The 25,006-nt window shown below is 41.7% G+C and carries 31 protein-coding genes, 1 pseudogene and 2 other annotated features; of the genes and pseudogenes, 4 read left to right on the top strand and 28 right to left on the bottom strand.

Going from position 1 to position 25,006, the window contains the following annotated elements; all coding sequences use genetic code 11:
* Positions 1–215: 215 nt before the first annotated feature.
* The 12 genes from RE628_RS05965 to RE628_RS05910 all read right to left on the bottom strand — a co-directional run bounded on the left by RE628_RS05965 (position 216) and on the right by RE628_RS05910 (position 7,334).
* Entirely contained in the window at positions 216–731 is a 516-nt protein-coding gene (locus tag RE628_RS05965; RefSeq protein ID WP_309157880.1) for a hypothetical protein, read from the bottom strand.
* Between the two features lie 14 nt (positions 732–745).
* Positions 746–1,060, bottom strand: coding sequence for a hypothetical protein (locus RE628_RS05960; protein ID WP_309157879.1), 315 nt, complete (start codon positions 1,058–1,060; stop codon positions 746–748).
* A gap of 252 nt (positions 1,061–1,312) precedes the next feature.
* Positions 1,313–2,026, bottom strand: a complete 714-nt coding sequence (locus tag RE628_RS05955; protein WP_309157878.1) for a hypothetical protein — start codon at positions 2,024–2,026, stop codon at positions 1,313–1,315.
* Complete coding sequence (locus RE628_RS05950) at positions 2,013–2,309, bottom strand: hypothetical protein (RefSeq protein WP_309157877.1); 297 nt, start codon at positions 2,307–2,309, stop codon at positions 2,013–2,015. The genes RE628_RS05955 and RE628_RS05950 overlap by 14 nt, the downstream gene beginning before the upstream one ends.
* A gap of 188 nt (positions 2,310–2,497) precedes the next feature.
* The gene (locus RE628_RS05945) at positions 2,498–3,805 is read right to left on the bottom strand and encodes a hypothetical protein (RefSeq protein ID WP_309157876.1); all 1,308 of its coding nucleotides are present in this window, start codon (positions 3,803–3,805) and stop codon (positions 2,498–2,500) included.
* A gap of 178 nt (positions 3,806–3,983) precedes the next feature.
* The gene (locus RE628_RS05940; protein WP_309157875.1) at positions 3,984–4,298 is read right to left on the bottom strand and encodes a hypothetical protein; all 315 of its coding nucleotides are present in this window, start codon (positions 4,296–4,298) and stop codon (positions 3,984–3,986) included.
* A gap of 80 nt (positions 4,299–4,378) precedes the next feature.
* Positions 4,379–4,933, bottom strand: a complete 555-nt coding sequence (locus RE628_RS05935; protein WP_309157874.1) for a hypothetical protein — start codon at positions 4,931–4,933, stop codon at positions 4,379–4,381.
* Complete coding sequence (locus RE628_RS05930; RefSeq protein ID WP_309157873.1) at positions 4,930–5,277, bottom strand: hypothetical protein; 348 nt, start codon at positions 5,275–5,277, stop codon at positions 4,930–4,932. The genes RE628_RS05935 and RE628_RS05930 overlap by 4 nt, the downstream gene beginning before the upstream one ends.
* Positions 5,278–5,288: 11 nt before the next feature.
* On the bottom strand, positions 5,289–5,660 hold the full coding sequence (locus RE628_RS05925; RefSeq protein WP_309157872.1) for a hypothetical protein: 372 nt from the start codon (positions 5,658–5,660) through the stop codon (positions 5,289–5,291).
* Positions 5,639–6,019 carry a copper amine oxidase N-terminal domain-containing protein gene (locus RE628_RS05920; RefSeq protein ID WP_309157871.1) on the bottom strand — a complete coding sequence of 127 codons (381 nt, stop codon included), beginning with the start codon at positions 6,017–6,019 and terminating at the stop codon, positions 5,639–5,641. Before RE628_RS05920 ends, RE628_RS05925 begins: the two co-directional genes overlap by 22 nt.
* Positions 5,995–6,183 (bottom strand): hypothetical protein, encoded by a 189-nt coding sequence (locus RE628_RS05915; RefSeq protein ID WP_309157870.1) that lies wholly within the window; start codon positions 6,181–6,183, stop codon positions 5,995–5,997. The genes RE628_RS05920 and RE628_RS05915 overlap by 25 nt, the downstream gene beginning before the upstream one ends.
* A gap of 362 nt (positions 6,184–6,545) precedes the next feature.
* Positions 6,546–7,334: a DUF2628 domain-containing protein gene (locus tag RE628_RS05910; protein ID WP_309157869.1), complete on the bottom strand. Its 789-nt coding sequence runs from the start codon at positions 7,332–7,334 to the stop codon at positions 6,546–6,548.
* Between the two features lie 467 nt (positions 7,335–7,801).
* Positions 7,802–8,031 (top strand) — a binding site (T-box leader).
* Positions 8,032–8,077: 46 nt separating this feature from the next.
* Positions 8,078–8,304, top strand: a binding site (T-box leader).
* 83 nt (positions 8,305–8,387) lie between these two features.
* On the opposite strand from RE628_RS05910, the gene RE628_RS05905 reads away from it, so the two are divergent.
* Positions 8,388–9,752 (top strand): amino acid permease, encoded by a 1,365-nt coding sequence (locus tag RE628_RS05905; protein WP_309157868.1) that lies wholly within the window; start codon positions 8,388–8,390, stop codon positions 9,750–9,752.
* A 107-nt stretch (positions 9,753–9,859) separates the two neighbouring features.
* Here RE628_RS05905 and RE628_RS05900 read toward each other — a convergent pair.
* The 16 genes and pseudogenes from RE628_RS05900 to RE628_RS05830 form a co-directional block, all read right to left on the bottom strand.
* Positions 9,860–10,548: pseudogene (locus tag RE628_RS05900) on the bottom strand (MOSC domain-containing protein).
* Positions 10,549–10,769: 221 nt separating this feature from the next.
* Positions 10,770–10,904: an ATP-binding cassette domain-containing protein gene (locus RE628_RS29490; RefSeq protein WP_375143043.1), complete on the bottom strand. Its 135-nt coding sequence runs from the start codon at positions 10,902–10,904 to the stop codon at positions 10,770–10,772.
* Positions 10,891–12,315 carry an ABC transporter transmembrane domain-containing protein gene (locus RE628_RS05895; protein WP_309157867.1) on the bottom strand — a complete coding sequence of 475 codons (1,425 nt, stop codon included), beginning with the start codon at positions 12,313–12,315 and terminating at the stop codon, positions 10,891–10,893. Before RE628_RS05895 ends, RE628_RS29490 begins: the two co-directional genes overlap by 14 nt.
* Before the next feature lie 75 nt (positions 12,316–12,390).
* The gene (locus RE628_RS05890) at positions 12,391–13,812 is read right to left on the bottom strand and encodes an ABC transporter substrate-binding protein (RefSeq protein WP_309157866.1); all 1,422 of its coding nucleotides are present in this window, start codon (positions 13,810–13,812) and stop codon (positions 12,391–12,393) included.
* A 57-nt stretch (positions 13,813–13,869) separates the two neighbouring features.
* A complete protein-coding gene (locus RE628_RS05885) occupies positions 13,870–15,405 on the bottom strand; it encodes an ABC transporter substrate-binding protein (RefSeq protein WP_309157865.1) in 1,536 nt (511 codons plus the stop codon).
* A gap of 220 nt (positions 15,406–15,625) precedes the next feature.
* Complete coding sequence (locus tag RE628_RS05880) at positions 15,626–15,838, bottom strand: hypothetical protein (RefSeq protein ID WP_309157864.1); 213 nt, start codon at positions 15,836–15,838, stop codon at positions 15,626–15,628.
* A 169-nt stretch (positions 15,839–16,007) separates the two neighbouring features.
* Entirely contained in the window at positions 16,008–17,483 is a 1,476-nt protein-coding gene (locus RE628_RS05875) for an S-layer homology domain-containing protein (RefSeq protein ID WP_309157863.1), read from the bottom strand.
* On the bottom strand, positions 17,393–17,998 hold the full coding sequence (locus tag RE628_RS05870) for a hypothetical protein (RefSeq protein WP_309157862.1): 606 nt from the start codon (positions 17,996–17,998) through the stop codon (positions 17,393–17,395). The genes RE628_RS05875 and RE628_RS05870 overlap by 91 nt, the downstream gene beginning before the upstream one ends.
* Before the next feature lie 84 nt (positions 17,999–18,082).
* Positions 18,083–18,634, bottom strand: a complete 552-nt coding sequence (locus RE628_RS05865) for an RCC1 domain-containing protein (RefSeq protein ID WP_309157861.1) — start codon at positions 18,632–18,634, stop codon at positions 18,083–18,085.
* Positions 18,635–19,237: 603 nt separating this feature from the next.
* Positions 19,238–19,543 carry a polysaccharide deacetylase family protein gene (locus RE628_RS05860; protein WP_309157860.1) on the bottom strand — a complete coding sequence of 102 codons (306 nt, stop codon included), beginning with the start codon at positions 19,541–19,543 and terminating at the stop codon, positions 19,238–19,240.
* Complete coding sequence (locus tag RE628_RS05855) at positions 19,531–19,965, bottom strand: polysaccharide deacetylase family protein (protein ID WP_309157859.1); 435 nt, start codon at positions 19,963–19,965, stop codon at positions 19,531–19,533. Before RE628_RS05855 ends, RE628_RS05860 begins: the two co-directional genes overlap by 13 nt.
* A 2-nt stretch (positions 19,966–19,967) precedes the next feature.
* Entirely contained in the window at positions 19,968–20,291 is a 324-nt protein-coding gene (locus tag RE628_RS05850; protein ID WP_309157858.1) for a YkoP family protein, read from the bottom strand.
* Positions 20,288–20,554 carry a YkoP family protein gene (locus RE628_RS05845; RefSeq protein WP_309157857.1) on the bottom strand — a complete coding sequence of 89 codons (267 nt, stop codon included), beginning with the start codon at positions 20,552–20,554 and terminating at the stop codon, positions 20,288–20,290. The genes RE628_RS05850 and RE628_RS05845 overlap by 4 nt, the downstream gene beginning before the upstream one ends.
* Before the next feature lie 291 nt (positions 20,555–20,845).
* Complete coding sequence (locus RE628_RS05840; protein WP_309157856.1) at positions 20,846–21,373, bottom strand: GNAT family N-acetyltransferase; 528 nt, start codon at positions 21,371–21,373, stop codon at positions 20,846–20,848.
* Positions 21,374–21,623: 250 nt separating this feature from the next.
* A complete protein-coding gene (locus tag RE628_RS05835) occupies positions 21,624–22,055 on the bottom strand; it encodes a hypothetical protein (RefSeq protein WP_309157855.1) in 432 nt (143 codons plus the stop codon).
* A 2-nt stretch (positions 22,056–22,057) separates the two neighbouring features.
* Positions 22,058–22,261 (bottom strand): helix-turn-helix transcriptional regulator, encoded by a 204-nt coding sequence (locus tag RE628_RS05830; RefSeq protein WP_309157854.1) that lies wholly within the window; start codon positions 22,259–22,261, stop codon positions 22,058–22,060.
* A 223-nt stretch (positions 22,262–22,484) separates the two neighbouring features.
* On the opposite strand from RE628_RS05830, the gene RE628_RS05825 reads away from it, so the two are divergent.
* From RE628_RS05825 to RE628_RS05815, 3 genes are all read left to right on the top strand, one after another.
* Entirely contained in the window at positions 22,485–23,102 is a 618-nt protein-coding gene (locus tag RE628_RS05825; RefSeq protein WP_309157853.1) for a stalk domain-containing protein, read from the top strand.
* Positions 23,081–23,413, top strand: a complete 333-nt coding sequence (locus RE628_RS05820; RefSeq protein ID WP_309157852.1) for a hypothetical protein — start codon at positions 23,081–23,083, stop codon at positions 23,411–23,413. Before RE628_RS05825 ends, RE628_RS05820 begins: the two co-directional genes overlap by 22 nt.
* A gap of 230 nt (positions 23,414–23,643) precedes the next feature.
* Positions 23,644–24,993, top strand: coding sequence for an FAD-dependent oxidoreductase (locus RE628_RS05815; protein WP_309157851.1), 1,350 nt, complete (start codon positions 23,644–23,646; stop codon positions 24,991–24,993).
* The last annotated feature ends 13 nt before the right edge of the window (positions 24,994–25,006 follow it).

Below are 25,006 nucleotides of genomic sequence, written 5' to 3'. Positions count from 1 at the left end.
CTTTCGGTCTTTTGTTTTACGTAGTCTAGTCCCCCAACACTATATCCATCCGGCCAATTATTTAAGAAGTTGTGTCTATTTATAAAAAAACTAAGAAAACACGAAATAACAAAAACAGGTCAATAATGGTGGTATCTGACCATAATCGACCTGCTCAACATCGATGTGCGTACGAATAAAATGGGGAAATCTTTATATGGGTATTACAATTGGTACTATGTGCCCCTTAAGGTTTGGGGTACTATAAGTTCTACGGCACTCTCTAATTCAACTGCTTCCTGACCAATTTCCACTAGACAAGTGTCATCGTCAGATGCAGGCTCAAAACCGATTCTGATTTTTGGAATATCGAATTTCTCTTTTAGACCTACTAGAGATTCTAATATTTTTTTGGCTTTCAGCCTTACATCAGAACTTTTGCCCTCGTATAGCTCATTCTCTGAAAAATTAAATGTGATATCCCCAAATTCTTTATCAAAGGAAAATATCATCATCACATCTTTTAAGCTACATCCTATTTCCATATGGTTCAGAAACACATTTCCCGTTCCAATCGGTGAAAGCACATCCTTGAAACTTTTGATTTGATGAAATTCAATATCTGCTCCACTATTGTTGTCAAAGAAATGGGAGGACTTAACTTCTGATGAGTTAATTTTAAGTTCATCAGAAATTAACTTGTCTAGCTCATCTTTTCGGAAGTCCTCTAGTATAATTTCAAATTTTTCCAAACCATCCCCACCTTTTATTTGTCAATAAAGCCCTTAAATGTTCCGTCTTGATTAAGCCTTACTCCCCGACCATCAGGTAATTTCTTTTCTAGGAATGTAATTCCCCTATCGTTTGTAACTTTAACGAAATCTCCCGGGGCATCAATAATTTCCTCCAAATGCTTTTGTGCTGTCTGATTAACTTGCTCTGATCCGCCCTTGACTTTACCCCAAATATCAGGATTTCTTCCTGCATGTTTTTGTAGAGCATGTCCTACAACAGTCTCTCCGCCTTTTTTAACCCCTGTTGCTGAGTTAATAATGGTATCACGACTAACACCATTTCCCATCCCCTTAGCCCCGGCTTTAATGCCTCCGAAGGTTTACCTACTGAAATTTCTCCCTTAGGTGACACAAGTTTTCCTTCACCGAAATCTATCTTTCCTATATTCGGTACCCTTGTCCATGTTCCTTCTGAGGTCTTCGTAAAATAAAAGGGCATCGTTCCGGATGGTAGTCGGCCTATATTTTTCGGATAATCCAGCTTATTTGCTGCTTTGGCCATTGCACCTATCGCGCCGACTTCTCCAGCTTAGTAACCTTCATCCCTGGTACAAAAAGGAGGAGACAATTCCTAGCATTTCTGCTTTATGTTCCGGTGACCCCTGGTTAAAATCCTTATAGAGCTTTTTCACTGCTTCCCATACTACTTCTGGATTTTGAATCAGATAATTAGCCGCATTCACAACTTCCTGTGTTGTATTCTCTGGATCCATCGCAAATCGGAACACAAACTGCATCGTGCCTACCACATCCATAACCACCTCTTTGATCACCAATGTCCCGAAGCCACGTACTACCGAATCTGCCATCTCGACGTTTTTACGCCATTCCGTCTTGCCGTAAGTATTTTGTGTCCAAACCATATATTCCAGCGTTGGATTTACCATTTGGTCATTCTGGATATGCTCCTGAAAGTATTTCAATGTTGTGTCATTCTGGCAGTTATACGGATCAATGGGTGTTCCGTCTGGTAATTGTATTGGCGGGCTGTTTGCTTCAATTTGTGCTTGAATCTCCATAATAATCGCTATGATCTGATCATCACTCGCCATCGACCAAGCCTGGTACCGCTCATCTCCCATCATTGTAGATAAACGATCAATAATTCCTTGGCGCTGAAACGCCTCAAGTTGTTCGAAAATATTGGGGAACACACGTGACTCTGAAGCTGTGGACTTCGTAGGTCCATACAAGCTATTTCCTGTGATATCTGACCACTGTGCGACAAGAAACGGAGATTTATGATCGAACAAAGACGAAGAAGTCTGGAGCCAATTTTTCCACTTGCTTGTCTATCAGCGCATATTGACTCACAGCATATTTCAGGCCGCTTACTTTTTCATACATTTGATCATCCAATCGACGAGCTAGCATTTCAATCTCCCCGAGCAGGCTTACCGCTTCTTGAATAGCCGTGCGCACATAATATTCCGAGTAATTCGCTTCTGTATTTTGGAGCAGACGATTCACATCCTTGGATATGCCGGTAATTTCCTGCTCCATCGTCTGTCGCAAATGCTCCACTACTCTAGCCAAATTGTCGAGTCGATCCAGATCTATCTTTTGAATGGAAGGACACCTCCTGTACGCCTTTAATTACTCCATATTTTGCTGGATTCATAAGATGTAAAGGAAAGTAGATTTAAAGGTGATGGTTATACGCAGATTAAATCTAATTTCAAGAAATAGACCCGGGATGTTGAATCCCAGGTCTTGTTGTTCTTCTAGTTATTCAAATCATCAAACATGGAGCCCACCACGGTTACCTTGATGGAATCCAGATCTTCGATGCCTTGCAGAGTCTTGAGATCTTTGTAAGCATGGCCCCCCTTAGTCATATCCACTTTATCGAACCACACTTTGATATAGTAGTTTCCGTTCGGCATATTGGCATGGGTATACAACGGTACATTACCCGAATTGACGACGATTGTAATCGTTGACGTTTCCGTGATTTTATACATATGCTGTCCGGCTTCAACATACTCCCGGTAGTTATAGTCCGTGTATTTACCCTGCGTATACGATTCAGTATAGCCTTCAAGTACCATCTTCCAGAACTTATGTGAATCTCCGCCGAGCTTGTCCGTGTATTTGATTTCCTCGACTTTTTTCGTATACCTGGTTGAATCATCACTTCGATCCAACACACTGATCAGAGGAGTGGCGTTAACCGACTTGTTATCCTTAACAGACAAAACGCCCGCTTTTCGCTCAAAGCCTCCACCTTTTCTCGTAAGTTCATCGTTGTTGATATTGACAGCAATCTTTTTATTGTTGATAAACATCAGATCGGTTTCATAGCGGAATGAATCAATCAGACTGTTCAGCAGATCTTTATGGTCTCCCGTCATGTCTTCAGGTTTCTCTTTCTTAAATACCTCGGTTGTGACGGTGAAAGTGTAACTCCCCGCAGGATTAAAATAGTATCCCGATTTAATTGGATAATCGTACTTCTGAAGATCCTTATCAGTTGCGAATACAGCTTTATCGTAAAGATTTTTGTTGTTCTTTCGCTTGGCTGCAGCATCTCTAGCCTGGGCGTACTCATCGTTCATGGAGCTTTCAACATCCCACTCTACACTTCCGCTTGCTTGCTGGATGAATTCACGCTTATATTGACCCGGCGCTTGTGTCCAGTCGTACTTCTTCCCCTCTACATCCTGATGGTGCATCCAGCGGATCACATCGTAGGGATAGGGTTCATTCGTCCAAAATAGATTCTTCACAAGGGAATCCGTTTGATTATCTTCGATTTCGTTACGGTACTCGCGCTTTGGAACATCCTTCATCCCATTGTAAACATACATATCATAGGTATTGGAAACTGTGTTTGGCAAGAATTGTGCGGTTGCGGTTCCCGTCAGGGTTTCCGATTTCTCCTCACATTTTCTATTCTCGCCTTCACCTGTGCAAACCGTATAATAATGCTTATATTCATAGGGTCTGCTTACTGAACCTTCAGTGTGCACTTCCCCTGTTTTAGACAACGGAATTCCGGGTTTATCCAGATTGAGCCACTTTTCTCCCATTGGATCGTCCCCAAATCCACCCTCCTTATCGTATAAGTTACTATCGGGGTTCGGGTAATCACGCTGCTTTCCTCGTTAATTTCTGGATTGTAATGGACCTCAAAATCCCTCAGCAATTCCGGCGTCAGGTTTGTTACTGTAAGTGCCCCTGTTGCATTTCCCGTCCACTTGGCATCGGTCAAATTGGGAAGCTGTAAGGTAGCCGTACTGCTTGGCAAGTATATTTTTTCTTTTTAGTCAGCATATCATAAGGAAGCTTGAGCTCACGGGGAACGATCAATCTCACCGCGCCCAGAACATCAGAGTCTAGAACGTTATTATCTAGTAACACCTCTTCCGGCTGTTTGCCGTCCTCGTTGATCTTGAACTGAATCCGTACGTCACTTTCCGGCATGACAAATGAGACAGTGAGACGTCTCTTCTCGGTTTTGGAAATGCTAATTTCACCGGATTCGGCCGCCACGCCGCCGCTGAACTTCAATTGATTCTCCACTGCTGTCAGAGGCAATCCATCGCTCTTGCGGGTAACATTCCACGAAAACTTGGTAGTTTCCCTTTTGGGGAACGTCGATCTCAACCATACGGAAACCTGAACTTCCTCCCGGCCCTCGCTCCCGATGGCAAATCAACAAACTCCGCAGAAATATCATCCGGTTTCGTATTTATAAACGCAGCGATCGGCACATCCATATAAGTACCGCTCTTTAGATACACTCTTCCAAATCCCTGAGACAGATACGTTGGCGGTTGGATGACGTGAACGTATTTAATCCAGCCGCCTGTGGGGGCGGTATTCTTACTGTAAACAATTCTATTCTCGTATTGTTTGTTTTGATTGTTATACATGAGGTTTGTGCCATAAAGTTCATCGCCGTATTCTGCATTAAGAGCTTCTATGATTTTTCCTTCGAAAGTTTCGCCGCCTAGGTATTCGGTGAGTTTTTCTAGAACTTCTCCATCGAAGTTATTTGGGAAGTCGTCAAATAATTTCTTAAACTTCTTGGGTATCCAAGGGGTGGGTATCAATTGAAAGTTCTGAATCTTTGTACCACTCCAACCTGCATCCCAAGGAAATCCATCCGTGGACACAGGATCTCCAAATACATTGTATCCAGAATATCTGGTCATGACTTTTCCTTTATGGGTAATCTCTGTACCGTGACTAGTACCATATACAATATCAAAACCTGTAAATTTCTCAGGGGCTTTAATCGCCTCATTAATTTGCTGTTGCAACAGGGCAGTATTAAGCGCTCTCCATATGCCTTTTGTGGAAAAAAGTTCTTTAGTCCATACAATTCCTCTATATCCTGATTAGCTATTTCTAACACCGCTTCAGGAGTAAGGGTCTTTAAGTCCTCAACAGTTATCTTTTTCTCGCTATCTTCTTTTTTCTCAGCGGCTATATTGTTTTGTGGTACAAGACCACAGATAAGCACAGCCAAAAGAAATATAACAAATCGCCTCTTCATTAAAATTCCACCTACTTATACCAGATCGATATATAGATATTATCCCAGTAACTTGACTCCACTTGAATTCCGTATGTTTTGTCACTGAATTCCTTCGCTTCCAAGATGTCTTCCCTTTTCGTTTTTTGTTTTACGTATTTCATAATCTTATCCATAGCTTCAGAATCAATCTTTTGACGCAGCAATTCATCCAAATCCTTGACCTGCTGGTTATAATCCACGCCATCTCTGTCAAAATGAATAGTTGATTGTAAGAACATCAGATCTTTTCCATTTACTGATTCGTAACTTACACCTAATCCCGATTTATAGGAATTGTAGAAGCTGAATCCTTCAGCAGTCCGTTTCTGAGTCTCCCCTTCTATTCTTCTCTTACGTCCCAATGAATCCACAATATATTCGGGGGGTTCAGTTGAGGATGTTTCCTCCTTATCTTCTCCTTACTGTCCTCCTGCACCGCCGCAAGCCCCGTTAAAATCTCTACACTATAAAGATCCTTATGCCAGATTACTTTAGCTCCGAGCGCCTCGCTGACAAATCGTAAAGGAACGAAAGTCCGGTTCTGTTTCTGCTGAGCTACCGTATCCATTTGTTTCGTTTGGCCATTAACGGTATACGCCTTTTTCCCCATCGTCAAAACAGTAGTGTCTTCTCCCATTTGTACAGTTACTTGTTTGCTCTTGCTGTTCCAGCCTACTTCCGCCCCAAGCGCTTCACTTACAAATCGGACAGGCACCTGCACCCGGTTGCTCTATCCATAAACGGCTTCGCATCTGGAAATGATACTAGATTCCCGTTCACCTCAACCAAGATTGACAGCTTGGATGCAGCGGATGTCATGGCAGGAATCATTGTAAGTATGAGGAGTAATGACATAAGTACAAATCCTATTTTCTTTAGTTTCATAGATTAATGGCTCCTTTTTTGTTTTTTTATAGCCTATATGTATATTTCATAGATGTATGGGAATATTTCCCTTATGCAATCCTTCATATTATACTACAGCCTATACCACAAACAACAGAAACTAGAGAATTAACTCCTTTTCAGGTGTTTTTACGGAATTTTCACTCGTCAAATACATTACCTTATGAATATGACAGCTAACACCCTACACTATATCCGTGCTTGACCTAGCTTACTATAAGGCTAGCTGATAATTAGCATTACTTAGTGAATCGCAAAAAAGGACAGTTCTCTATCGGAGAACTGTCCTTTTCTAGCATATATACCAGTTATGTATTAACCCTGTTCACTAATATAGACCATCATCCAAAGATAGCTAACAAAGCCATACCAATTAGAATCATACCAATTCCATAGACAATACCCCAACCAGACGTTCCACCTTTTTGGTAAATAAAGCTACGACGTAGCTCATGATCCGCATGTAAAGATAGGATATGATCAATATCTTTTTGAGCTTTGTTAAAATATAGTTTATTTCCTAATGTTCCGCATAAGATATACATTCCGATACGGGCAAACGGAAGCGAAAAGTCTAATAATTGTTCAATGAAGGCCATCCCGACAAAGATTGCTACATATATCGCGCTCTCAGCATACATTTTCCGATACCCCGCCCAGAACGGAAAGAAAAGAAAAGACGCCCAGTTCCAATTTGATTTTTTAATCCACTTTTCAACATATTGATCACTATGGGAATATAACCATAACCATTCTGCTTCAGGTGTATTATAAGGGTTGGATTGTTGATTTTGCCATGTTGGTGTTTGATACGCTTGTTGTTGGTAGGCTTGTTGCTGATATCCCTGTTGTTGATATGCTTGCTGTTGCTGTTGATACCCTGGTTGCTGATAGGCTTGTTGTTGATACAACTGCTCTTGATATGTTTGCACTTGTGGTAGATTTGCTTGCTGCTGATATGCTTGTTGTTGCTGCTGCTGTTGCTGTTGTTGTGCCTGCTGCTGATACACTTGCTGTTGAGAATCTTGCTCCTGATATGCCTCTTGCTCTATGGGGTTCCCACAACTAGTACAAAAGCGAGCGTTCGCACTTATACTCTGTCCGCATGAAGAACAATATCTTACTTCCAAACAACTATCCCCTTCCTCTACCAATATTACCATTCGTCAATTCACGTTCTTAGACAGACATGATAGTCTATATGAACTATATTCATATTCTACTACAATATTGGAATAATTTGACGAACAATAATTTGTCTTAAGCAGAAACACTATTTGAGCAATAAGAAGGCAAGCAATCCTCCGATGATCACCAAAGTCGTTATGATTTTAGTTAAGAAGCTCCCTTTTGTCAGAGCTCCTAAATCACGGTCTTCGAGCGGTTCACCGAATCAGCCAAATTGATTGTTGGATTCTTCCTATACTCTTCAAATTGCTGTTTTTCTTGTTCATCTCTGTGGTTCATCGCTTTGCCTCCAATCAGGATACTCACCTATATACGAATATTTTACAACGCATTTACACTTATAGTCATTGACAAAATATAAATGAGACCTCTATAATACAAAACATCGTAGCTACGTCATATAATAACAAATTGTGCATTGAAGGGAATTTAAGTAGTGCTTATCTCACTGTTTTAGAGAGCTGATGGTTGGTGTGAATCAGTACAAAGATAAGTACGAATTTCGATCCTGGAGCATCTTTTTCGAAGTAAAGGGCAGCCTTTATGAGGAAAAGACGGTCAATTACGAGATCGTTAACAAAGTCGAGAGGCAGATTAAGTCTGCAATTAGGGTGGTACCGCGATATATTCGTCCCTACTGATACAATCAGTAGGGGCTTTTTTATTTTATAGAAAACATAATAGAGGAAATGCAGTGAAAGGAATACAGTAATACTTATTTCCCTGTTTAAGAGAGCTGATGGTAGGTGTGAATCAGTACATAAATAAGTGTGAATTTCGATCCTGGAGCATCTTTTCGAAGTAAAGGGCGATCTTTACCTGAGGAAAAGACGGTCAACCGATCGTTAACAATATGAAGAGGCAGACTAAGTCTGCAATTAGGGTGGTACCGCGGTATAAATCGTCCCTGTCGTATAAGACAGAGGCGATTTTTTTATTGTAAGAACAACTTTGTTAAGCAAAAAAACTTTATTTTAAATGAGGATGGATGAGTTATGGAATTACAGAAAAGGTTATTGCCACGGCATATACGTATGATGGCGCTCGGAGGAGCAATTGGTACAGGTATATTTAAGGGGACTTCTGAAACAGTATCCATAGCAGGGCCAGCAGTTATTTTTTCTTATCTATTTGCTGGATTATTGCTTCTTGTTGTAATGAGTGCCATTGCAGAGATGGCTATCGCTTATCCTGGGTTGAATATGAAAGGGTTCATTCGTAAAGCATTTGGTACGAGAGTGTCGTTTGTGATTGGCTGGCTATACTGTTTCATGTGGTTAACTGTATGTGTCATTGAAGTCATAGCTGCAGGAAGCTTTTTGCAATATTGGTTTCCTTCCATGTCTTTATGGTCTTTAAGCTTTATTAGCGCGATTTTCATTGTTGTTGTTAATTTTATGAATGTGAAGAATTACGGAGAGTTTGAATTTTGGTTTGCCGGAATTAAGATTACGATGATTGGTTTATTTATTATTTTAGGCGCGGGTATTTTATTCGGAATTATTCCAAGTCATGAAACTCATTATATGCAAAACTATGTACAACATCAGGGATTCTTCCCACATGGCTGGTCAGGAGTATTATCCGCACTGTTAATCGTAATTTTCTCTTACGGTGGTTCTGAACTTATCGGATTAACTCTTACAGAAACAAAGGATGCAGAGAAAGTATTACCTAAAGTGATTAAAGGAGTCATTTGGAGAATCGTAATCTTCTATGCCCTTCCGATCCTTGTCATTTGCGGATTGATTCCATGGGATGAAATTGGCAACCAAGCAAGCCCGTTTGTACAAGTGTTATCTGCAGTCGGATTTAAAGGAGCGGCTCATATTATGAACCTCGTCCTTATTACAGCTGTATTGTCCGCGGCAAACTCCGGTATTTATGGCTGCACACGTATGCTGCATTCCTTAGCTGCAGAAGGAGAAGCGCCAAAACAATTTTCATATGTTACGAAGAACGGTGTTCCAGTATATAACGTTGTCTTAAGCTCTATCATTCTTATTGGAGGGACATTTGTAGCATACTTCTCACCTGGTCGTGTGTTCGGATATTTAATGGCCATTCCAGGATTTACAGTATCCGTGGTCTGGATCAGCATATGTCTAGCACAACTGAAGCTTCGCAAAACATATACAGAAATGCCGCACTTTAAAGTATGGGGATTTCCATATGCAACTTCATTTACAGCCATCACACTCATTATTTGCTGCGTGGCATTTGCATTTAGCGATCAAAACCGAGCGAGTATCTTTGTTTGTATAGGCATTCTAATTATTTTGATTCTATGTTCTCTTTTAATAAAGAAAAAAAATGTTGATACTACACTTCCAGGTGAATATGAGAACCGCAATATATAAATGATGCAAAAATGAACCCATCTGTAGCGCTAGGGGCTGACCCCTTAACCTAAGGTGGGTTCATTTTTTGAAATGTATGATAATTATGTATTCACCGATAAGTCCCGCTACTCTCTCTTGTCACCCGTCAATCGTTCCTTGGTATCCGTCGCGTTACCTTCCAATCGCTTCACAAAAGTTTTTCTCCAGCTCTCCGAGAGCTCGTCCACTTCAAGGATCTTCTTAATCCCATCAATATCATTCTTATCCCGGTGCATGATCTGGTTAGCATAAAAAACGGTAATTCCCTTCGGATGGCGGCTCGTTCTAATCAGACTATCCGACTTCGATACAAGCCCTTCTTGTAACACGCGAAAATAAAAGCCAGTATAACCGGTTTCCTGCACTTTTAACGGCATATCGGGCGCCCCATATTTTACAGACAATTTAAAACAGGGCTGCCTAGGCTGACTCACCTGCACAACCGCTTCTCCAAGCTGAAAAATATCACCGATACAAACCTCCGTCTCCAGCAATCCTTGAGTCGTTAAATTCTCACCAAACGCGCTGTATCCTAACTCCCGCCCAATTCCTTCTCCCAATAGGGATAATGTTCATAGGGATACACACAGACAGCCTTCTCCCTACCGCCGTGATGGACAACATCCGCCTGCCCGTCCCCTTCGAAATTAACTGAGGTCAAGAACAGCGGTTCATCGCTGGGCGTTTTGAAAATACTTGTGGAGAGTTCTCTGTTGTTGAATTGCATTTGTACGGGTTTACCGATGTTGATGGATATGATTTCAACATTCTCCATTTAGGGGCCACCTCAACTTCCGTCTTTGAAATGAAATAGCAATTGTGTATGTAAATGTGGAGCTTCTAGTTATGAGTTTTAAACATTCTGTAGTAAATGTAATCCGTTAGTTTCTATTCTCTTGTTCATTACATTACATTCAATTATTGGAACATTAAACTTAAAGTTTTCATGAGTAGCCAATAAAACAATAGAATTTGCCGAAATCTCTTCAATTATTCTTAATACGTCTTCAATATTTTTTGATCAATAGCTGAAGTAATTTCATCAAATAAATATACATCGGGATTACTTACAATTGCTCTCGCAAAGCATACCCGCTGTATTTGTCCCCGGAGAAGTTTAAACCTCTTCATTAATCACAGTATCGTATTGATTTGGCAAACTTATGATTAATTCATGTAAATTTAGGCGTTTGCATATATTTTCTATCATCTCCAACGGTACATCTCTGTATAAGGATATGTTTTCTCGAATTGAAATTGAAAACATGTAGTTCTCTTGTGTGACATAGCTCACTTTATTTCTCAAATTTTCTTCACTATAACCTTTTAATTCTATACCATTCATTAATATTTCCCCAGAATAATCGTCAAATAACTTTGATAATAAATTTAATAAGGATGTTTTTCCCGAACCACTTGCACCTTTTATAAGATATATATTATTTTTATAGAAATTAATATTTAGATCTTTGAAAACTTCTATGCTGCTTTGTGTAGTGTGACTTAGATTTTTAATTTCTATTTTTTCAATCTTGTTATATCTTTCTTTGTCATTGACATTCTCAATTTCCCCTATACTTTCATAATCTACTATCTCACCTACCCTACGTAACGAAACAGATACCTGCTGTATTTTAGAGTTAAGTCTTGACAATAGTAATAGGACACCTTTAAATCTTTCTGAATATTCATTGAATGCTGTCATCATTCCCAAACTAAGCCTTCCGTTAAATATCAAATATATTGCTAAAATTATATTCAAATTGTTTATCAAAAACGTTACAACACCAATGATAACTTGAGTTACTAATTGAACATTAAACTTCTCTATATTCTTTTCATTAATATCAATAACATTCTTTTTAAACATCTCATTCCACTTATTTTCAGCCTTAAAAATTTTTATTGATTTCAATCCTGATAGAGACTCATATAAAAAAGACATAAAAGAATCATGCATTTTTGTATACTCAATCTCTTTTGATTTCATCATTCTCCCGGAATATATATAAATCATGAATGTAATAGGAAATGTTACTATGGTAACAAGTGTTAGTATTGGACTTATATATACCATAAATATTAAAGAAATTAGCATACTTATAGTCTGTACGACTAAGTTCATATTATCAAAAAGAATTGAGGAAAAAATGGTCGAATCACTCTCAATGTTATTGACTAATCTCCCTTTGTCAATTTTATAAACCCTAGAATAAGGCATTTCTAAAATTGAGTTAAACAAATCTTCTTTGATATTGAGTTCGACTGAATAACTAAGCTTATTAATCATTTTTTGATTTTTGTAATCTAATACAGTAGAAACTACAAAACATAAGAACATGTAAATTAAATTCATTTTTATTGAATAAAATGATTTGCTTACTATACCATTAATTATGTTCCCGAAGAATAGAGGGAATGCTAATGATAAAACATTCGATATTATCATGATAGATAATATTAACAATATTGATCTTTTAGGTATATTCAACTTTTTTATAGTATTAAAAAATAGCACAAAATCTTTTTTATAGTCTTTCATTGTGCTACTTCCCTCCATCTTACACAGTATTCAACTAAAGTTTATTGGGCTAGATTGATTAAATAAACTAGTTTACTACTTAGTTGTCTCCATTAATTTCATTTCATCTACAGCTTGATCAAGCACCGCTTGCGCTTCGGACTTTACTGTTACTATTGCTTCATCAAGGGATTTTTGTCCTTTTTCCACAAGTTCTAGTTCTCGACTTAGTATCGTAGCAAAATCGTTGAAGAATTGATCAGGCAGCTTGTACCAATCGTCACTACGCCTTAGCAATTTGGATCTTAATTGATAGAACGGCTCTAAACTGGTTCCTTCATAGTCAGTCATAAATCCTGATCGACTTAATAACAGTTGCTGACCTAACAACAATTCATTAGATTTGGAGCTAGCACGAGCATAATCTTCACCGCACACATACTTAATAAATTCCCATGCTGCATCTTGATTGACTGATGCTATATTAATGGCGAATATATCACCTGGAGTTACATAAGTTGATGTAGGATCAAGGGGATCTACGGGTCCAGCGGCAATACCAAGTTCAAAGGGTACATAATCGTTCATATCATTCTTGAAATGATCCATAAGTCCTAGCGACGTTACAGATCCAATATGCATAGCAGAACGCCCCATGAGAAATTGTTGGCTATCATAAAACTCCTCATTCGTTCCACTAGTGAATAATTCATCCATAGAATTAAAAATAGCTCCCGATTGGTCTGCCTTGATAGCGGTCTGAATCACTTTCTTCCACGCATCTGTATCTATGGTCACCTGCATCTTATCTGTATTCACGATCGCCAATCCTTCAGCCTGGCTCATCTTATCAATCAGTGTAACTAGATCCATAGGGGCTTCATATACTTCTCCACCGCTATATCCGTAAACTCGTGTCTGTTTATCCCCTTCAGTAGGAAAACTACGGGCAAGATCAATGATGTCGTACCAACTCATTCCATCAGATGGTAGCTCTATGTTATTTTTCTTGAACAGGTCTTTGTTATAAAATATCGCCTTGCTTGAGAATGACGGAGTAAGCCCATACAATCCACCACCGCCTAGTTCACGAAACTGATCAACTAAACCAGGAACGAACCCATCCAGATTATAGTTATCTCTAGTACTAAGCGAATCAAGTTCAGTCAGTATTCCATCGTTAATTTGATTTTTAAACTGGTGAGCATCCAGAATCAAGATATCCGGCTGTTCTTCACGGATAAACTCTGCATACACCTCTTCCTTCGTCTTATCCCCCATATCCTTGTAAATGTCTGCATCACTTATTAATTCAAATTGAATTTGATTATTGAGCGTGGTGAACAAATCACCATATTGCTTGTAGAATAATTCCGAATCATGATAGATGACCTTAAGCGTAGTCGTCTCTTGATTCTCCTTTGGTCCAATCGGACCCTTAGATTCACTTTTACAACCTACTACTAACAGGCAACTAACAACAAGCACCGTAAGAACTTGCAACCATCTGTTCATCATCGACTCCTATCTCTGCTCAACATGCAGCATAGTCATTTAAAAGGTACTGTCTTAAAATCATCCCAATCGATTGTCATCTCTGTTGTCATGCCATTGTCCGGCTCTCCCCCCATTTTCTCCATTAACTTTCTTAGCAAGGGATGCTTCATCAAGGGCAGCTTGTGCATCTCGTTGAATCGTCTGAAGCGCTTCATCAAGGGATTTTTGAGACTTCTCTACTTTAGTCAATTCACGATACGTAATCTCCTCATATTTTTCTTTGAATTTATCTGGAATAATATTATTATCAGAATCATCATAGTAATTACTTGGCTGCACGGAGGTTAAGTGATAGAATCCATCTAGGTTAATTCCATAATAACCGCTTGTTTGACCCATTCGTGAAGGTATTCCATTATCAGGTCTTCTCGCCAATTTGCTTGCAACCTCATCACCCTGCATAAACTTCAACAACTCCCATGCAGCATCTACATTGGAGGAATTGGCACGAATCGCATATACATAGTTATTATTCAAGTTCAGATCTCTTGTTATTTCTCGGTTAGACGGATCCACTGGACCAACCACCATACCCACCCTAAATGGCTTAATCCCTGACTTACCACTTTTTATATAATCGAGCACACTATATACATAGTTGGGATCATCTAACAACATTGCTTGCCGTCCCTTAGCAAAAAGTTGCTGTTCATTGAAGTCTTCATCCGTGTTAAATCCTCCCTTGTGGAGGGCATTCGTTGATAGTGCCGCTTGAGCTTGTTCGTACGCTTGCTTCCAGTTTTCTGTATCCATTGTAACTTGCATTGTATCAAGGTTAACTGCCTTTAATCCCATAGATAAACCGATCCGCACACCTAACTCTCTTAGAGGGCTTTCTTTGTCTAACCCGAAACACGTGAATCCGCCGTATATCCTAGATTGCTCATCTCCATCGGTAGGAAATCGTCCTGCTAAGTCGATAAGTTCTTGCCAAGTCATCCCATCGTGTGGCGGCTCAATCCCATATTGATCGAACAGGTCAATATTGTAAAAGATGACTTGTCGCTGGAATGTAGGCGCAAAACCATACAACTTTCCACCGCCTTGCTCCCTCAGAAAGCTGGTGATTGAAGGATAAATCGTGTCGATATTGTAGTGATCCCGCACCACTAGCGGTTCAAGATCTAACAAGAGCCCTGCTGCTGACAACTGGTTATATTCATTAATACTTAGGTAAAGAACATCGAGTTGTTCTTGTTCGATAGATTGTTGGAGAGCTTCCACATAGTTCGAAGCAGTCTTATCAAGTTTCATACTTTTGGGTCTAACAAGCTCAATCTTAATCGAACCGTTCTGGGCATGGAACATGTCACCGTATGTATCATTAAAGTATCTTTTTTCATTGTCGCGATTCATCACTTTCAACTTTGAAACATTAGCCCCCGGCAAGCTTGTACAACCTAGTAATCCGAGCATGAATGAAGCTATAAGCAGCATAGATGTTAACTTGAACTTGCTCAAACTAATTCCCCCCTTTTGAAAAAATGATTCGACTTTCCCAAAAAGCTCTAAAGTATAATCACATGCGAATGTGCGAAGAGTGAGCAGCTTCATAATGAAAGCTTAATTTATCATATCTTCCAACTTATGGGAAAGTCAATCAATATTAACTAATATACCATAGCACTTGTAACCATGGAACTAGAGTCACTGGTCAAATCCAAAATCTGAAATAATTCCTTTCCCCTCAATAAAAAACTTCTACTGATATTATCAGTAGAAGCTCTCATAACTTTCACTGCAGTTATATTCTAAACTCCCTCAACCTCACTCCCTAACCATCTTCCCCTCCCCAAAATGTCGCAATTTCAGACCTGAAAAATACGCTTTCCTTTGCTTCTTCTATCAGTTTAGTAACTTTTCTATTAAGCGGACGATATTCGGGATCTGTGGGAACAATACGCTCTTCGGGGTGCAAGCGTAATATAGTTCTTCTATAATATTCTTCATAGGCTCGTCCTCTATGATCAAAGTAAAGAGTTAACATATGACTAAACTCTCCCTTAAACAAGTTTACCCTGAACGAATACAGTAAGTTAAAATTTATGCGATATTCGCATAATACTTCTAAGAAATAAAAAGGCCGATTCTTTATACGCAAAAGGACTGGACAACATCATCCAGCCCTTTCTACATTCTCCCTTTGAACTCCCCACTCAAAGCAACAAATAAAGCCTATACAACATCCGCGCAGCTTCCCCGCGCGTGACAGCCTCGCGAGCGTTAATCCGTTTATTAGCAGGGACATTGATCAAGTGCTGCTTCACAGCCAAGGACATGGTTGGCTTGGCCCAATTGGAGATGGTCTCTTTGTCTACGAATTGTTTCAGATAATCCTCTGGATTGGCAGGGTAGTAATAATGTTTCTTCTCGTGAAGGTATCTTGCGCCGATGGCAGTCATTTCTTCCCGGGATATCGTCTTATCCGGCTTGAACGTGCCGTCAGGGTAACCTTCAACGATATGTTTCTTCTCCGATGATGCGATATAGGGATGATGCCATTGCGGCGGATGCACGTCGGAGAAGCTCTCCGTCGCCGTCTCATCCAATGCGTAAAAGGCTCTTACAAGCATAGCCGTGAACTCTGCACGGGTGAGCAGGGAATCGGGTTCAAAATTGCCATTGTCTTTTCCGGTTACAATTCCTTTGGAGGCCAGAAACTGAACCGCCTGCTGTAGCTCTGGATCTCGATCGTCAACATCAGGGAACGACTTGGGATTTTCGCCCACGAAATACGTCCCGGAACGGTTGATTTCCGCTTCCATGCCGTTTTGGGACGGATTGAACTTTCCGCCGATCGGCTGCGCCTTTTTTCCATTTGAATAGAATACGCTGGTATGTGTCGCATTCGTCTGGTTTGCAGGTAGAATGAGCATGATGTTACTTGATACGTTCGGCAGCTCCTGACCTTGTGCATCTAAGAATTGCACGTGAAATCCGCCGTTATTTGCTTTGACCAGACGAATCACAATCACCGTGCGTGAATCGAACAGGCGATCTGCGGTCGCAACATTCAGCACCAGCTTCGCATCCCCCGCATGAATGGTAATATAGTCAATATCCTTCCGACCCACTAAGCTATCCTTGTATAGCTTGAAAATATATTCATTTTGTCCGGACGAGGGCAAAATTTCCCCATTCACGATCAACTCTCTCGCAAGCGCAATCCTGTTCTCCGACAGCGCCTGCTTTACCGCTAACTTCGTCTTTGACGCATTGCCTGCTAAGCGTTCAATCAACTCGGGCGTTATAACGAGCTGACCGTTAACAGGAGTCGGCTTTTCGCTGCTTGCAGCTGTGATCACAAGCTCTCCCGCTTGTGTTAGTCCCTCTACGATAACGGGGTTCTGTCTGTCAGCGTCAGGAATCGACCCGATGGCCGTGAGATACGTATTAGACAGCATGCTGCCATCCACGACATACAACAAGAAGTAGGCGGTCTCGTCTGGAAAGCCGGCTCTGGTTGCGGTTGCCCGTACAACAGTTTGTCCGGATTTTTTCGCGGTGATGACGGGTATGCCATTCACATTCGATACAGTTCCTATGCTCGGATCGTCAATGGTATACGTAACTTGGGTACCAGAAAGCACATTGCTAGCGGTAATGATCTGTTGTCCGCCCGGCTGCAGCATCGTGATAAACGGAAAAAGGCTAATTTCCGGAATAGTCCGTATAACAGGTTTAACTTTAGCCCCGGAACCATCTCCAGTTGCTTGGTCTCCCGTGGCAGGAAGACTACCCGTCGGTTGGGTTGTTTTTTCAGTTTGACCGCTGACGGGTGTGCCTGTTGTCCCATTCCGATTACCCGTTGGTTGGGTTGCTGTCCCGAGTGATCACCAGTTGGCGTGCCTGTTACTCTAGTTTGATCACCAGTAGGTTGTCCTAGCGTCCCAGAACGATAACCAGCTGCCATTCCTTTCGTAAACACAACCAGCTTCGGCAAGGAATACAAATTATCTTCCCACGCCCACAAGGTCTGATCCTTCTTCAAGGCATAATACCATTTAGAATACCTGTCCTTGACCTTATTGTGTACGGAGGCGATATCCATAAGCCCGGGGAACAATTTATCGTCGTTGTACACGGACCAGAGCTGATCATCCGTTCGCAAAGCATAAATGGAATCAATAAATTGATCTTGCAGCATCGTGCTAAATTCAACAATACTTCGCGCGCCAGGTTGCCCATGTAATTGTTCGGGAACACTTGCAGAGTTATATGCCGACCAGGATCAGACCGTACCATCTTTCTTGTAAGCATAGTTTGGATAAGCGCCCGTCTCGATCTTGACGATATCGCTAAGACCCTTGACCTGTTCTGGCCCTTTGTCTTTAGAGATATAATCCGGAAGGTAGTCACTTGTGCTCCATCTCCAAAGCGAGCCATCCTTTTTAACCGCATATGCGAAACCGTTCGCCGAGCTTATGGATACGACATCATCAAGCAGCTTGGATTGAATCGGAATCGACGAGGCGCCGCATATTTCGCTTCCCCAGCTCCAGACTGAACCGTTTGATTTTAATACGAACAAAGTTTTGAAGTTAGAATTGTCGTAAAAAAAATCAGCGACGAGTGAAGTGACTTGATTCAACTCTGTGATGGGCGATGGAGTACCCATAGGACTATGTATAATAGCAGCGTCGGTTTTCGGTGATTTTGGAGTCCCAATACCATACGGTCCCATCCTTTTTAACGCAACGTAGTTAATAATAGCTCTACTGTTCTCCTCAGGCGATTTGTACCTAAATTGCTTCACATCCTGCAAGCCCGGAATTTGGAACATTTCAGCTATATAGCAATCTGAAGTTTTTAAAGAATCTTTATTTATGACCCAAGTCCATACGGATCCAACGTTTTTCGCCAGTAGTACGTTATCGTCAAGAATGTCGTAATCCTCGCCGATACGTGTATATTCCTGTTCGCTAACAACACTTATGTCATTTCCCTTGACTTACACCGTACCTGAATGAGCCGTGAGGATGAACATAAGGCATAGCACCGCTGAAATTAATCGTTTCATGTTGACCTCCATTAAATATTACTGTCTTCTACCATTCCTCATAATGTTTCATCGGCAAAATGGAGTTTCGATTTCACTTTCACTAAGTTATTCGTCATATTATTGCTGCCGCCCACTCTTAAAAAATGATCGTCTTCGACTGGGATAGTGGTCTAGACGATCCTCACAAAATCCGCCTTACAAAAGCAAAAATGCCGGCAATTCTGCCAGCATTTAGCGTTAATTCTTATCTATTACGTTTTCGATGCAGCAGCTCCATTTGGAGGCTAATCACAATCGGGGATTGCGGGAAGTGTCCTAACAAGGTTTCCTTGCCTCTCTATGGTTTACTACTTTTAGATAGTGAATGATCCCTCTTTTGCGATTTTATGTTGCATGCTCTAGCTTCAACAATTCATCCGTACGCACGCACTTCAATCCTCTTCGTTCGGTCTCGGACAGGATGTCCCGAAGCACTGTCAGCATTTGTCCGGGAGCTTCTCTGTCAGCCCCAAAAGTATCGCCGCTATCATGCAATACGATGACAGCCCCGGGACGGATATGATCGGACAGCAGATTGCGCAAATGATGTTCACCCGTATTCAGCTTCCAATCGCGCGCGATAACCGACCATAACACGAGCCTATATGCCTTACGCAGCAAGAACAGGTCCATAATATTCAAAATCCCCAAGGAGGACGATAGTAGGTCGGACGTTCTCCCGTAATTCGTTGGATAATATCTGCAGAACGCTCAACGTGTTTTCGAAGTATGTTTCTTGGAGACATGATCCAATTCAACATATGCGTATAATTATGAATGCCGATCTGATGTCCCTCCTCGTGCATGCGCTTCACTAATTCCGGATATTTCTCCGCCTTGCTGCCGAGAACAAAGAAGGTTGCCTTCACGCCTCGGTCCCGAAGAAGATCAAGCAGCTTGGGCGTATAGCGAGGATCGGGTCCATCATCGAATGTAAAGGCAATATGGCGCTCTGCCCGCTTACGACTGGCCTTGCGAAAGACCCCCCAACCGAATATTCGAGTCAGCAGGAAAGGCAGCCCCATATAAAGCGCGATCAAGAAAATGAGCAAACGTGGAATGAGATTGTCCATAATTACGCCTTTACCCCGCTTGCATATCGATTTACTAAAGACGCTCGGGACATCATGAGCATTTTCGGAATAAGCTTCGATCTCTGCTGCTTTAAGCGTTTGGCCCCTTCTGGATTGAGCATGCGAAGCAGCAAGCGAAGATATACAGTCGATATCCGCTCCATCCACTTCGTCTCCAGCGGATGCAGCTCGAATCCCAATCCATGAATAATGCCACGATGCAGCAGGGTAATGCCGGTCAAGGCCTTAGCCTTTGCCAATTTCGGATCTGTATCGACCGCTCGGCCAATATCCTTCAATGCTTCGCGCAGCCTGCGTGCCGTCACAATCGCAGCCCGATCTGCCCGACCGCCCGTGATAACTGCAGAACTTCCCGATTATCAAGGTGAATTTCACAGACTTGATCACCCGCATGTACGTATGTCCCATCCTCGAAGCGGATAGAACTACCGCGGTGGGCGCGAACGACAATTTTGCAAATACCGAATTTCGACTGGTACACACTCCGAAGCGGCATAATACGTTCAAATACAGTCTCCCATGCCATCCACAGCGACTGTAGCATTTTGTTGTATAAGGCGTAACTCACGAAAACATCAATTCCTTCCCAATTAAAAATATATCATAGTAGAATTTCTGTTCGTCTGCCGTTAATCACGAAGTGAATGAAGAAGCCGATTCTGTCGAACACCTACTTGGCACTTTCATAGTACAAGGCGGACTTCTCTTTTTTCTTTCTCAATTCTTACAAGTTTCTTAAGCCTTCGCAGCCCAAGTCGAATTCCGACTCGTTCCATAAGAAGCAAAAACAGTGCAGCACTTCATCCGTACCGCACTGCTTAGTAAATAGATTAGCTCTTTATTTTATCAATCCGTACATCTACAACTCAACCACCATATGAATATCCTTCGGCTCCTTTTTGAACAACTCAGGATCTACATCCTTCGTCAATTGGCTGCCGTTGCTCTTATAAAAGGATACCGCTGAGCGCGTCTCTGTAGACGAAATATAGAGGTACTTCGCGCCTCTTCGCTTAGCTTCCTCTGTCAGTGTCTGCATGATCCGCGTTCCGATACCTTGTCTTCGATAGTTCCGAGATACGTACATGAGATCTAGCTGAAGACGATCCTGTTGTTCTCCTCGCCATTGATGGGACAATACACCGAATCCAACTAAGATATCTACATCGAACGCACCGATCGCCATTCCCCCATTGCGCAATTCTAGCAAATATCTTCCCTCCATCTCATGCAGCAAATCTTCATCCCAGCTCGGACATTCGTGATCCTTCTGTAATGCTATCATCTCACCGTTCTGCATCTCATAGATCAGTTCAATATGCTCGGAACGATCAATTTCCTTTAGCTTTTCTACTTGCTCTTCCGTCATCACTTGATAGGTTATCATTGTAAATCCTCCCATTCTGCGTGAATGAATCATTTCAATCGGTATTAAAAAGCAGGTCTACCACTCTACGATTTCATGATGCAGCATTCAAGCAAAATGAAGGATTCGAGCCCCTAAGAATTCTAGTTCTACAAATACAAATTTGAATTACCCTTTCACCTCCTTGTCTAAATTACCTTATAATGTATATGATGCTAATTGCGCGTATGGATGTCAACGAAAATCAATACCGCCCGACGTAGAAGTTTTTTTACTCCTCCATATCTTCATCCAGTCGTTTTACTCGTAATTTATATGTATATATCACCGGAACAAGAGCACAACTCAATAATATTCCTCCGATGATTACGCTATTGATTATAGTAAAGCCTTCAGATCGTGATACTAAAAATCCGACAACGATTGAAATTAAGGATATCACGACCAGTGAGATCTTTAGACTTTTCTTCGGGTTAACCTTCTCGCTTTCATGATCTACACTATTACTCATTGATAAGTATCCCAGAGCAACTGCGGTTATCATAAACACAAGCCATAGGGGATTATCAGTCATTCCCTCTAGTCCTTTTTTAACTGCGTCGTATCCTAAAATTCCTAACACACCAATGGTTTGAATGATAAATGCAATGCGAATGTTTTTAAGATTAAGCAATATTAAGCGTTCATCTGTAATTTTCTTCATGTCTAGTCGTTCTCCTTTTCTATCCAAAATACTTCATCTAACGTTTTATTAACTGCGTAACAAATATCCAGACACAACTTTAGCGTTGGATTATATTTGCCCTTCTCAATCAAACTAATGGTTTGGCGAGTGACACCTATTTCTTCTGCCAGTTGTTGTTGCGTCAAGTTTACTTGAGTACGAGCAATCTTAACTTTATTCTCCAAGTTTAGTATCCCTCCTCAAACCAAATGTAACATATATATTACATCAATGCAATATATATGTTACATCGCCAGCAGGACTGGACAATATCCTACGAACAAGACACTACCAAAATTCATTCATATTTTTTCGACTACCAGGAAATATATTCCTTACTTTTAAATCCATATGCTATATTTAATAGAGTCCTATGATTTTCATATCACATACATAAAAGGAGACATTATGAAAAAGTATACTTATCTCACTCTTATGGGATGCCTGGCCGTCCTGATCGGTCTATTCTCGTTCACTACTCCTACTTCTGCCGCTGCTGCTGTGTCTTATACGCTTTATATAGACGGCAAGGTTTCATCAGCGAAAACTCCAGTAGTTGTAGAGAAGAATGTTACACTCATTCCGATGAAAGCTGTTCTTACTGATCTGAAGTATGTCACAAGTGTCGATAAAAAGACGAAGGCCATTACAGCCAAAAACTCAGCAGGCTCCTTCATCACCGTAAATCTAGGCAGCAAAAATGCGAAAATTAACGGAGCTAATGCCAACCTTGCTGCACCAGCCAAGACATTGAACGGAACCACTTACATTCCTTTGTCAGCAGTGAAGCAGTTAACCGGAAAGGCGATTGGATTGGATGCTTCGAAGGGTATCGCTTGGATCGGGGAAAAGCCGACAGAAAACGGTATTATACCAATATGGGGAGGATCCCCAGCCCAAATCAAAAAAGAACTCAGTGATAAGGTCCTTATCGATGAAGGCGGACGGGTGATATTTATATGCTGTTGTACCAAGATTCCGCCGAAGACCCTGAAGAGCTATACGTGTTCTATAAGAATAAATTAGCTAAGATAGTCTATAGCCCGGATATTTACGGCTATGACGAAGATGGCTTAGTCGGCATATATGACGGGATGTTCGATCAGCTAGTTAAAAGTTACGGACAACCGATAACAAATGTCTTTGGTGCTTATGAGGATACACTAGAACAGATCCCTTTTGTAGACGGGGGCTATTATATGAGCAAATGGAAAAAGGGCGACACGTTGATTACTCTTTTGTTGCAAGGATTTGAAGATGGGTATTCGCTGAGCATGCAATATGTGAAAGCGTCGATCGAAGATCAAGTCGAGGCTGCATTGGATGCCATTCAATAAATAGAATTATCCTCACTCTATCAGAAGACTTCCCTCTCGGAAGTCTTCTTCTTTACATTTTCTCCTCAAAAATGCTCCAAAACATCAAATCCCCAAAATTCAGCAAACAATTTTCAACATTTCCGGATATTTAGAAAATTATTTTCTAAAAGCGTTTACAAATTATTTTTTATTTGTTAGCCTAATAGCAACACAAGCTATTAACATGCGAGAAAAGGAGCGAAGAATCTATGAAGCAGTATGACGTAGTTGTAATGGGCGGAGGCATCTCCGGGGCCATGGCTGCCATTGCGGCATCCAGAACCGGGGCGAAGACGCTGATCGTCGAGTCCCATGGTTTCCTCGGTGGTACTCTTACCGCCAACGGCGTCGGACCGATGATGACCTTCCATGCTGGTGAGAAGCAGGTCATTCAAGGCTTCACCGGGGAATTGATCGAACGCTTGAAGCGGTTGGGCAAATCTCCAGGGCATATTTTTGACACAGTCGGATTTACATACTCTGTTACCCCATTTGATGCCGAAGCGATGAAGCATGAGCTCGAATTGATGGTGACGGAAGCCGGCGGAGATATTTTATATCATACGATGCTGGCTGGCGTTTATACCGAAAACGGACGCATAACGGGCATACAAGTCTGCAACAAATCAGGACTCAGCGAAATTCATGCCTCCGTATTCATTGATGCTACAGGTGACGGCGACCTCTCGGCCCAAGCCGGAGTCGAGTACACCAAAGGACGTGAATCCGACGGAGCAACACAACCGATGACCCTGAAAATGAAAATGTACAACGTCGATATTCCAAGGGTCAAGGAATATATTCACGGCCATCCGGATGACTTCCCTCTCTACAATGGGGACACCTCCATTATTGAGAAGTCCCCTCGCCTTTCAGTCGGCGGCTTTGATAGCCTGTTCAAGAAGGCCAAGGAGCTAGGTGAAATCTCCATTCCGCGTGAAAATATTCTGTTCTTCGAGACCAATAACCCGGGCGAGGTAATCCTCAATACAACGCGAATTATCGGCTATGATGCCACTGATGCCCAAAGTCTGAGCCAAGCGGAAATGGAAGGCCGCAAGCAGTGCCGTGAGCTGGAGCTTTTTGTCCGCAAGTACATACCAGGCTTCGAAGATGCGGTGGTCGAGTCCACTGGACCAAGCATCGGCGTACGCGGCTCGCGCCAAATCAAAGGCATCTACACGCTGACGGCTGAGGATATTTTGCAACAGCACCTGTTCGACGATACGATCGCTCACTCGGGCTATCCAATCGACATCCACAGTCCGGACGGCGAAGGCACCAAGCATGAGAAATTGGAATGGGGCGGCGTATACAGCATTCCGTATTCCTGCATGATCACTGCCTCCGTGCTCAACCTGATCGTCATCGGCCGTTGCATCTCGGCAACCTTCGAAGCGCAAGCAGCGATGAGAACCACCCCGACGACAGGCGCCATCGGTCATGGTGGCGGCGTGGCAGCAGCGCTCGCGGCACTGGAGAACAAGCACGTAAAAGACGTAGACATCAAGCAAGTACAATCGATTCTCAAAGAGCAAGGCGCTTACCTAGAAGTTTAAAGAGGTAGTTCAA

The organism is Paenibacillus sp. D2_2 (assembly GCF_031199965.1).
In the GTDB taxonomy this organism is placed as follows: Bacteria; Bacillota; Bacilli; order Paenibacillales; family Paenibacillaceae; genus Fontibacillus.
Note: the sequence above shows the minus strand (reverse complement) of the source record. Positions and strands in the feature narration are given on the sequence as shown.

What these genes read in the sequence shown, in the direction of transcription:
- RE628_RS05960 (WP_309157879.1), bottom strand. Translation starts at nt 1,060, where the DNA reads ATGGGAAATGGTGTTAGTCGTGATACCATTATTAACTCAGCAACAGGG.
- RE628_RS05945 (WP_309157876.1), bottom strand. Translation starts at nt 3,805, where the DNA reads ATGGGAGAAAAGTGGCTCAATCTGGATAAACCCGGAATTCCGTTGTCT.
- RE628_RS05935 (WP_309157874.1), bottom strand. Translation starts at nt 4,933, where the DNA reads ATGACCAGATATTCTGGATACAATGTATTTGGAGATCCTGTGTCCACG.
- RE628_RS05930 (WP_309157873.1), bottom strand. Translation starts at nt 5,277, where the DNA reads ATGAAGAGGCGATTTGTTATATTTCTTTTGGCTGTGCTTATCTGTGGT.
- RE628_RS05915 (WP_309157870.1), bottom strand. Translation starts at nt 6,183, where the DNA reads ATGAAACTAAAGAAAATAGGATTTGTACTTATGTCATTACTCCTCATA.
- RE628_RS05905 (WP_309157868.1), top strand. Translation starts at nt 8,388, where the DNA reads ATGGAATTACAGAAAAGGTTATTGCCACGGCATATACGTATGATGGCG.
- RE628_RS29490 (WP_375143043.1), bottom strand. Translation starts at nt 10,904, where the DNA reads ATGAAGAGGTTTAAACTTCTCCGGGGACAAATACAGCGGGTATGCTTT.
- RE628_RS05895 (WP_309157867.1), bottom strand. Translation starts at nt 12,315, where the DNA reads ATGAAAGACTATAAAAAAGATTTTGTGCTATTTTTTAATACTATAAAA.
- RE628_RS05890 (WP_309157866.1), bottom strand. Translation starts at nt 13,812, where the DNA reads ATGATGAACAGATGGTTGCAAGTTCTTACGGTGCTTGTTGTTAGTTGC.
- RE628_RS05885 (WP_309157865.1), bottom strand. Translation starts at nt 15,405, where the DNA reads ATGAAGCTGCTCACTCTTCGCACATTCGCATGTGATTATACTTTAGAG.
- RE628_RS05880 (WP_309157864.1), bottom strand. Translation starts at nt 15,838, where the DNA reads ATGTTAACTCTTTACTTTGATCATAGAGGACGAGCCTATGAAGAATAT.
- RE628_RS05875 (WP_309157863.1), bottom strand. Translation starts at nt 17,483, where the DNA reads ATGCTGCAGCCGGGCGGACAACAGATCATTACCGCTAGCAATGTGCTT.
- RE628_RS05870 (WP_309157862.1), bottom strand. Translation starts at nt 17,998, where the DNA reads ATGCTGCAAGATCAATTTATTGATTCCATTTATGCTTTGCGAACGGAT.
- RE628_RS05865 (WP_309157861.1), bottom strand. Translation starts at nt 18,634, where the DNA reads ATGTTCCAAATTCCGGGCTTGCAGGATGTGAAGCAATTTAGGTACAAA.
- RE628_RS05855 (WP_309157859.1), bottom strand. Translation starts at nt 19,965, where the DNA reads ATGGACAATCTCATTCCACGTTTGCTCATTTTCTTGATCGCGCTTTAT.
- RE628_RS05840 (WP_309157856.1), bottom strand. Translation starts at nt 21,373, where the DNA reads ATGATAACCTATCAAGTGATGACGGAAGAGCAAGTAGAAAAGCTAAAG.
- RE628_RS05835 (WP_309157855.1), bottom strand. Translation starts at nt 22,055, where the DNA reads ATGAAGAAAATTACAGATGAACGCTTAATATTGCTTAATCTTAAAAAC.
- RE628_RS05825 (WP_309157853.1), top strand. Translation starts at nt 22,485, where the DNA reads ATGAAAAAGTATACTTATCTCACTCTTATGGGATGCCTGGCCGTCCTG.
- RE628_RS05815 (WP_309157851.1), top strand. Translation starts at nt 23,644, where the DNA reads ATGAAGCAGTATGACGTAGTTGTAATGGGCGGAGGCATCTCCGGGGCC.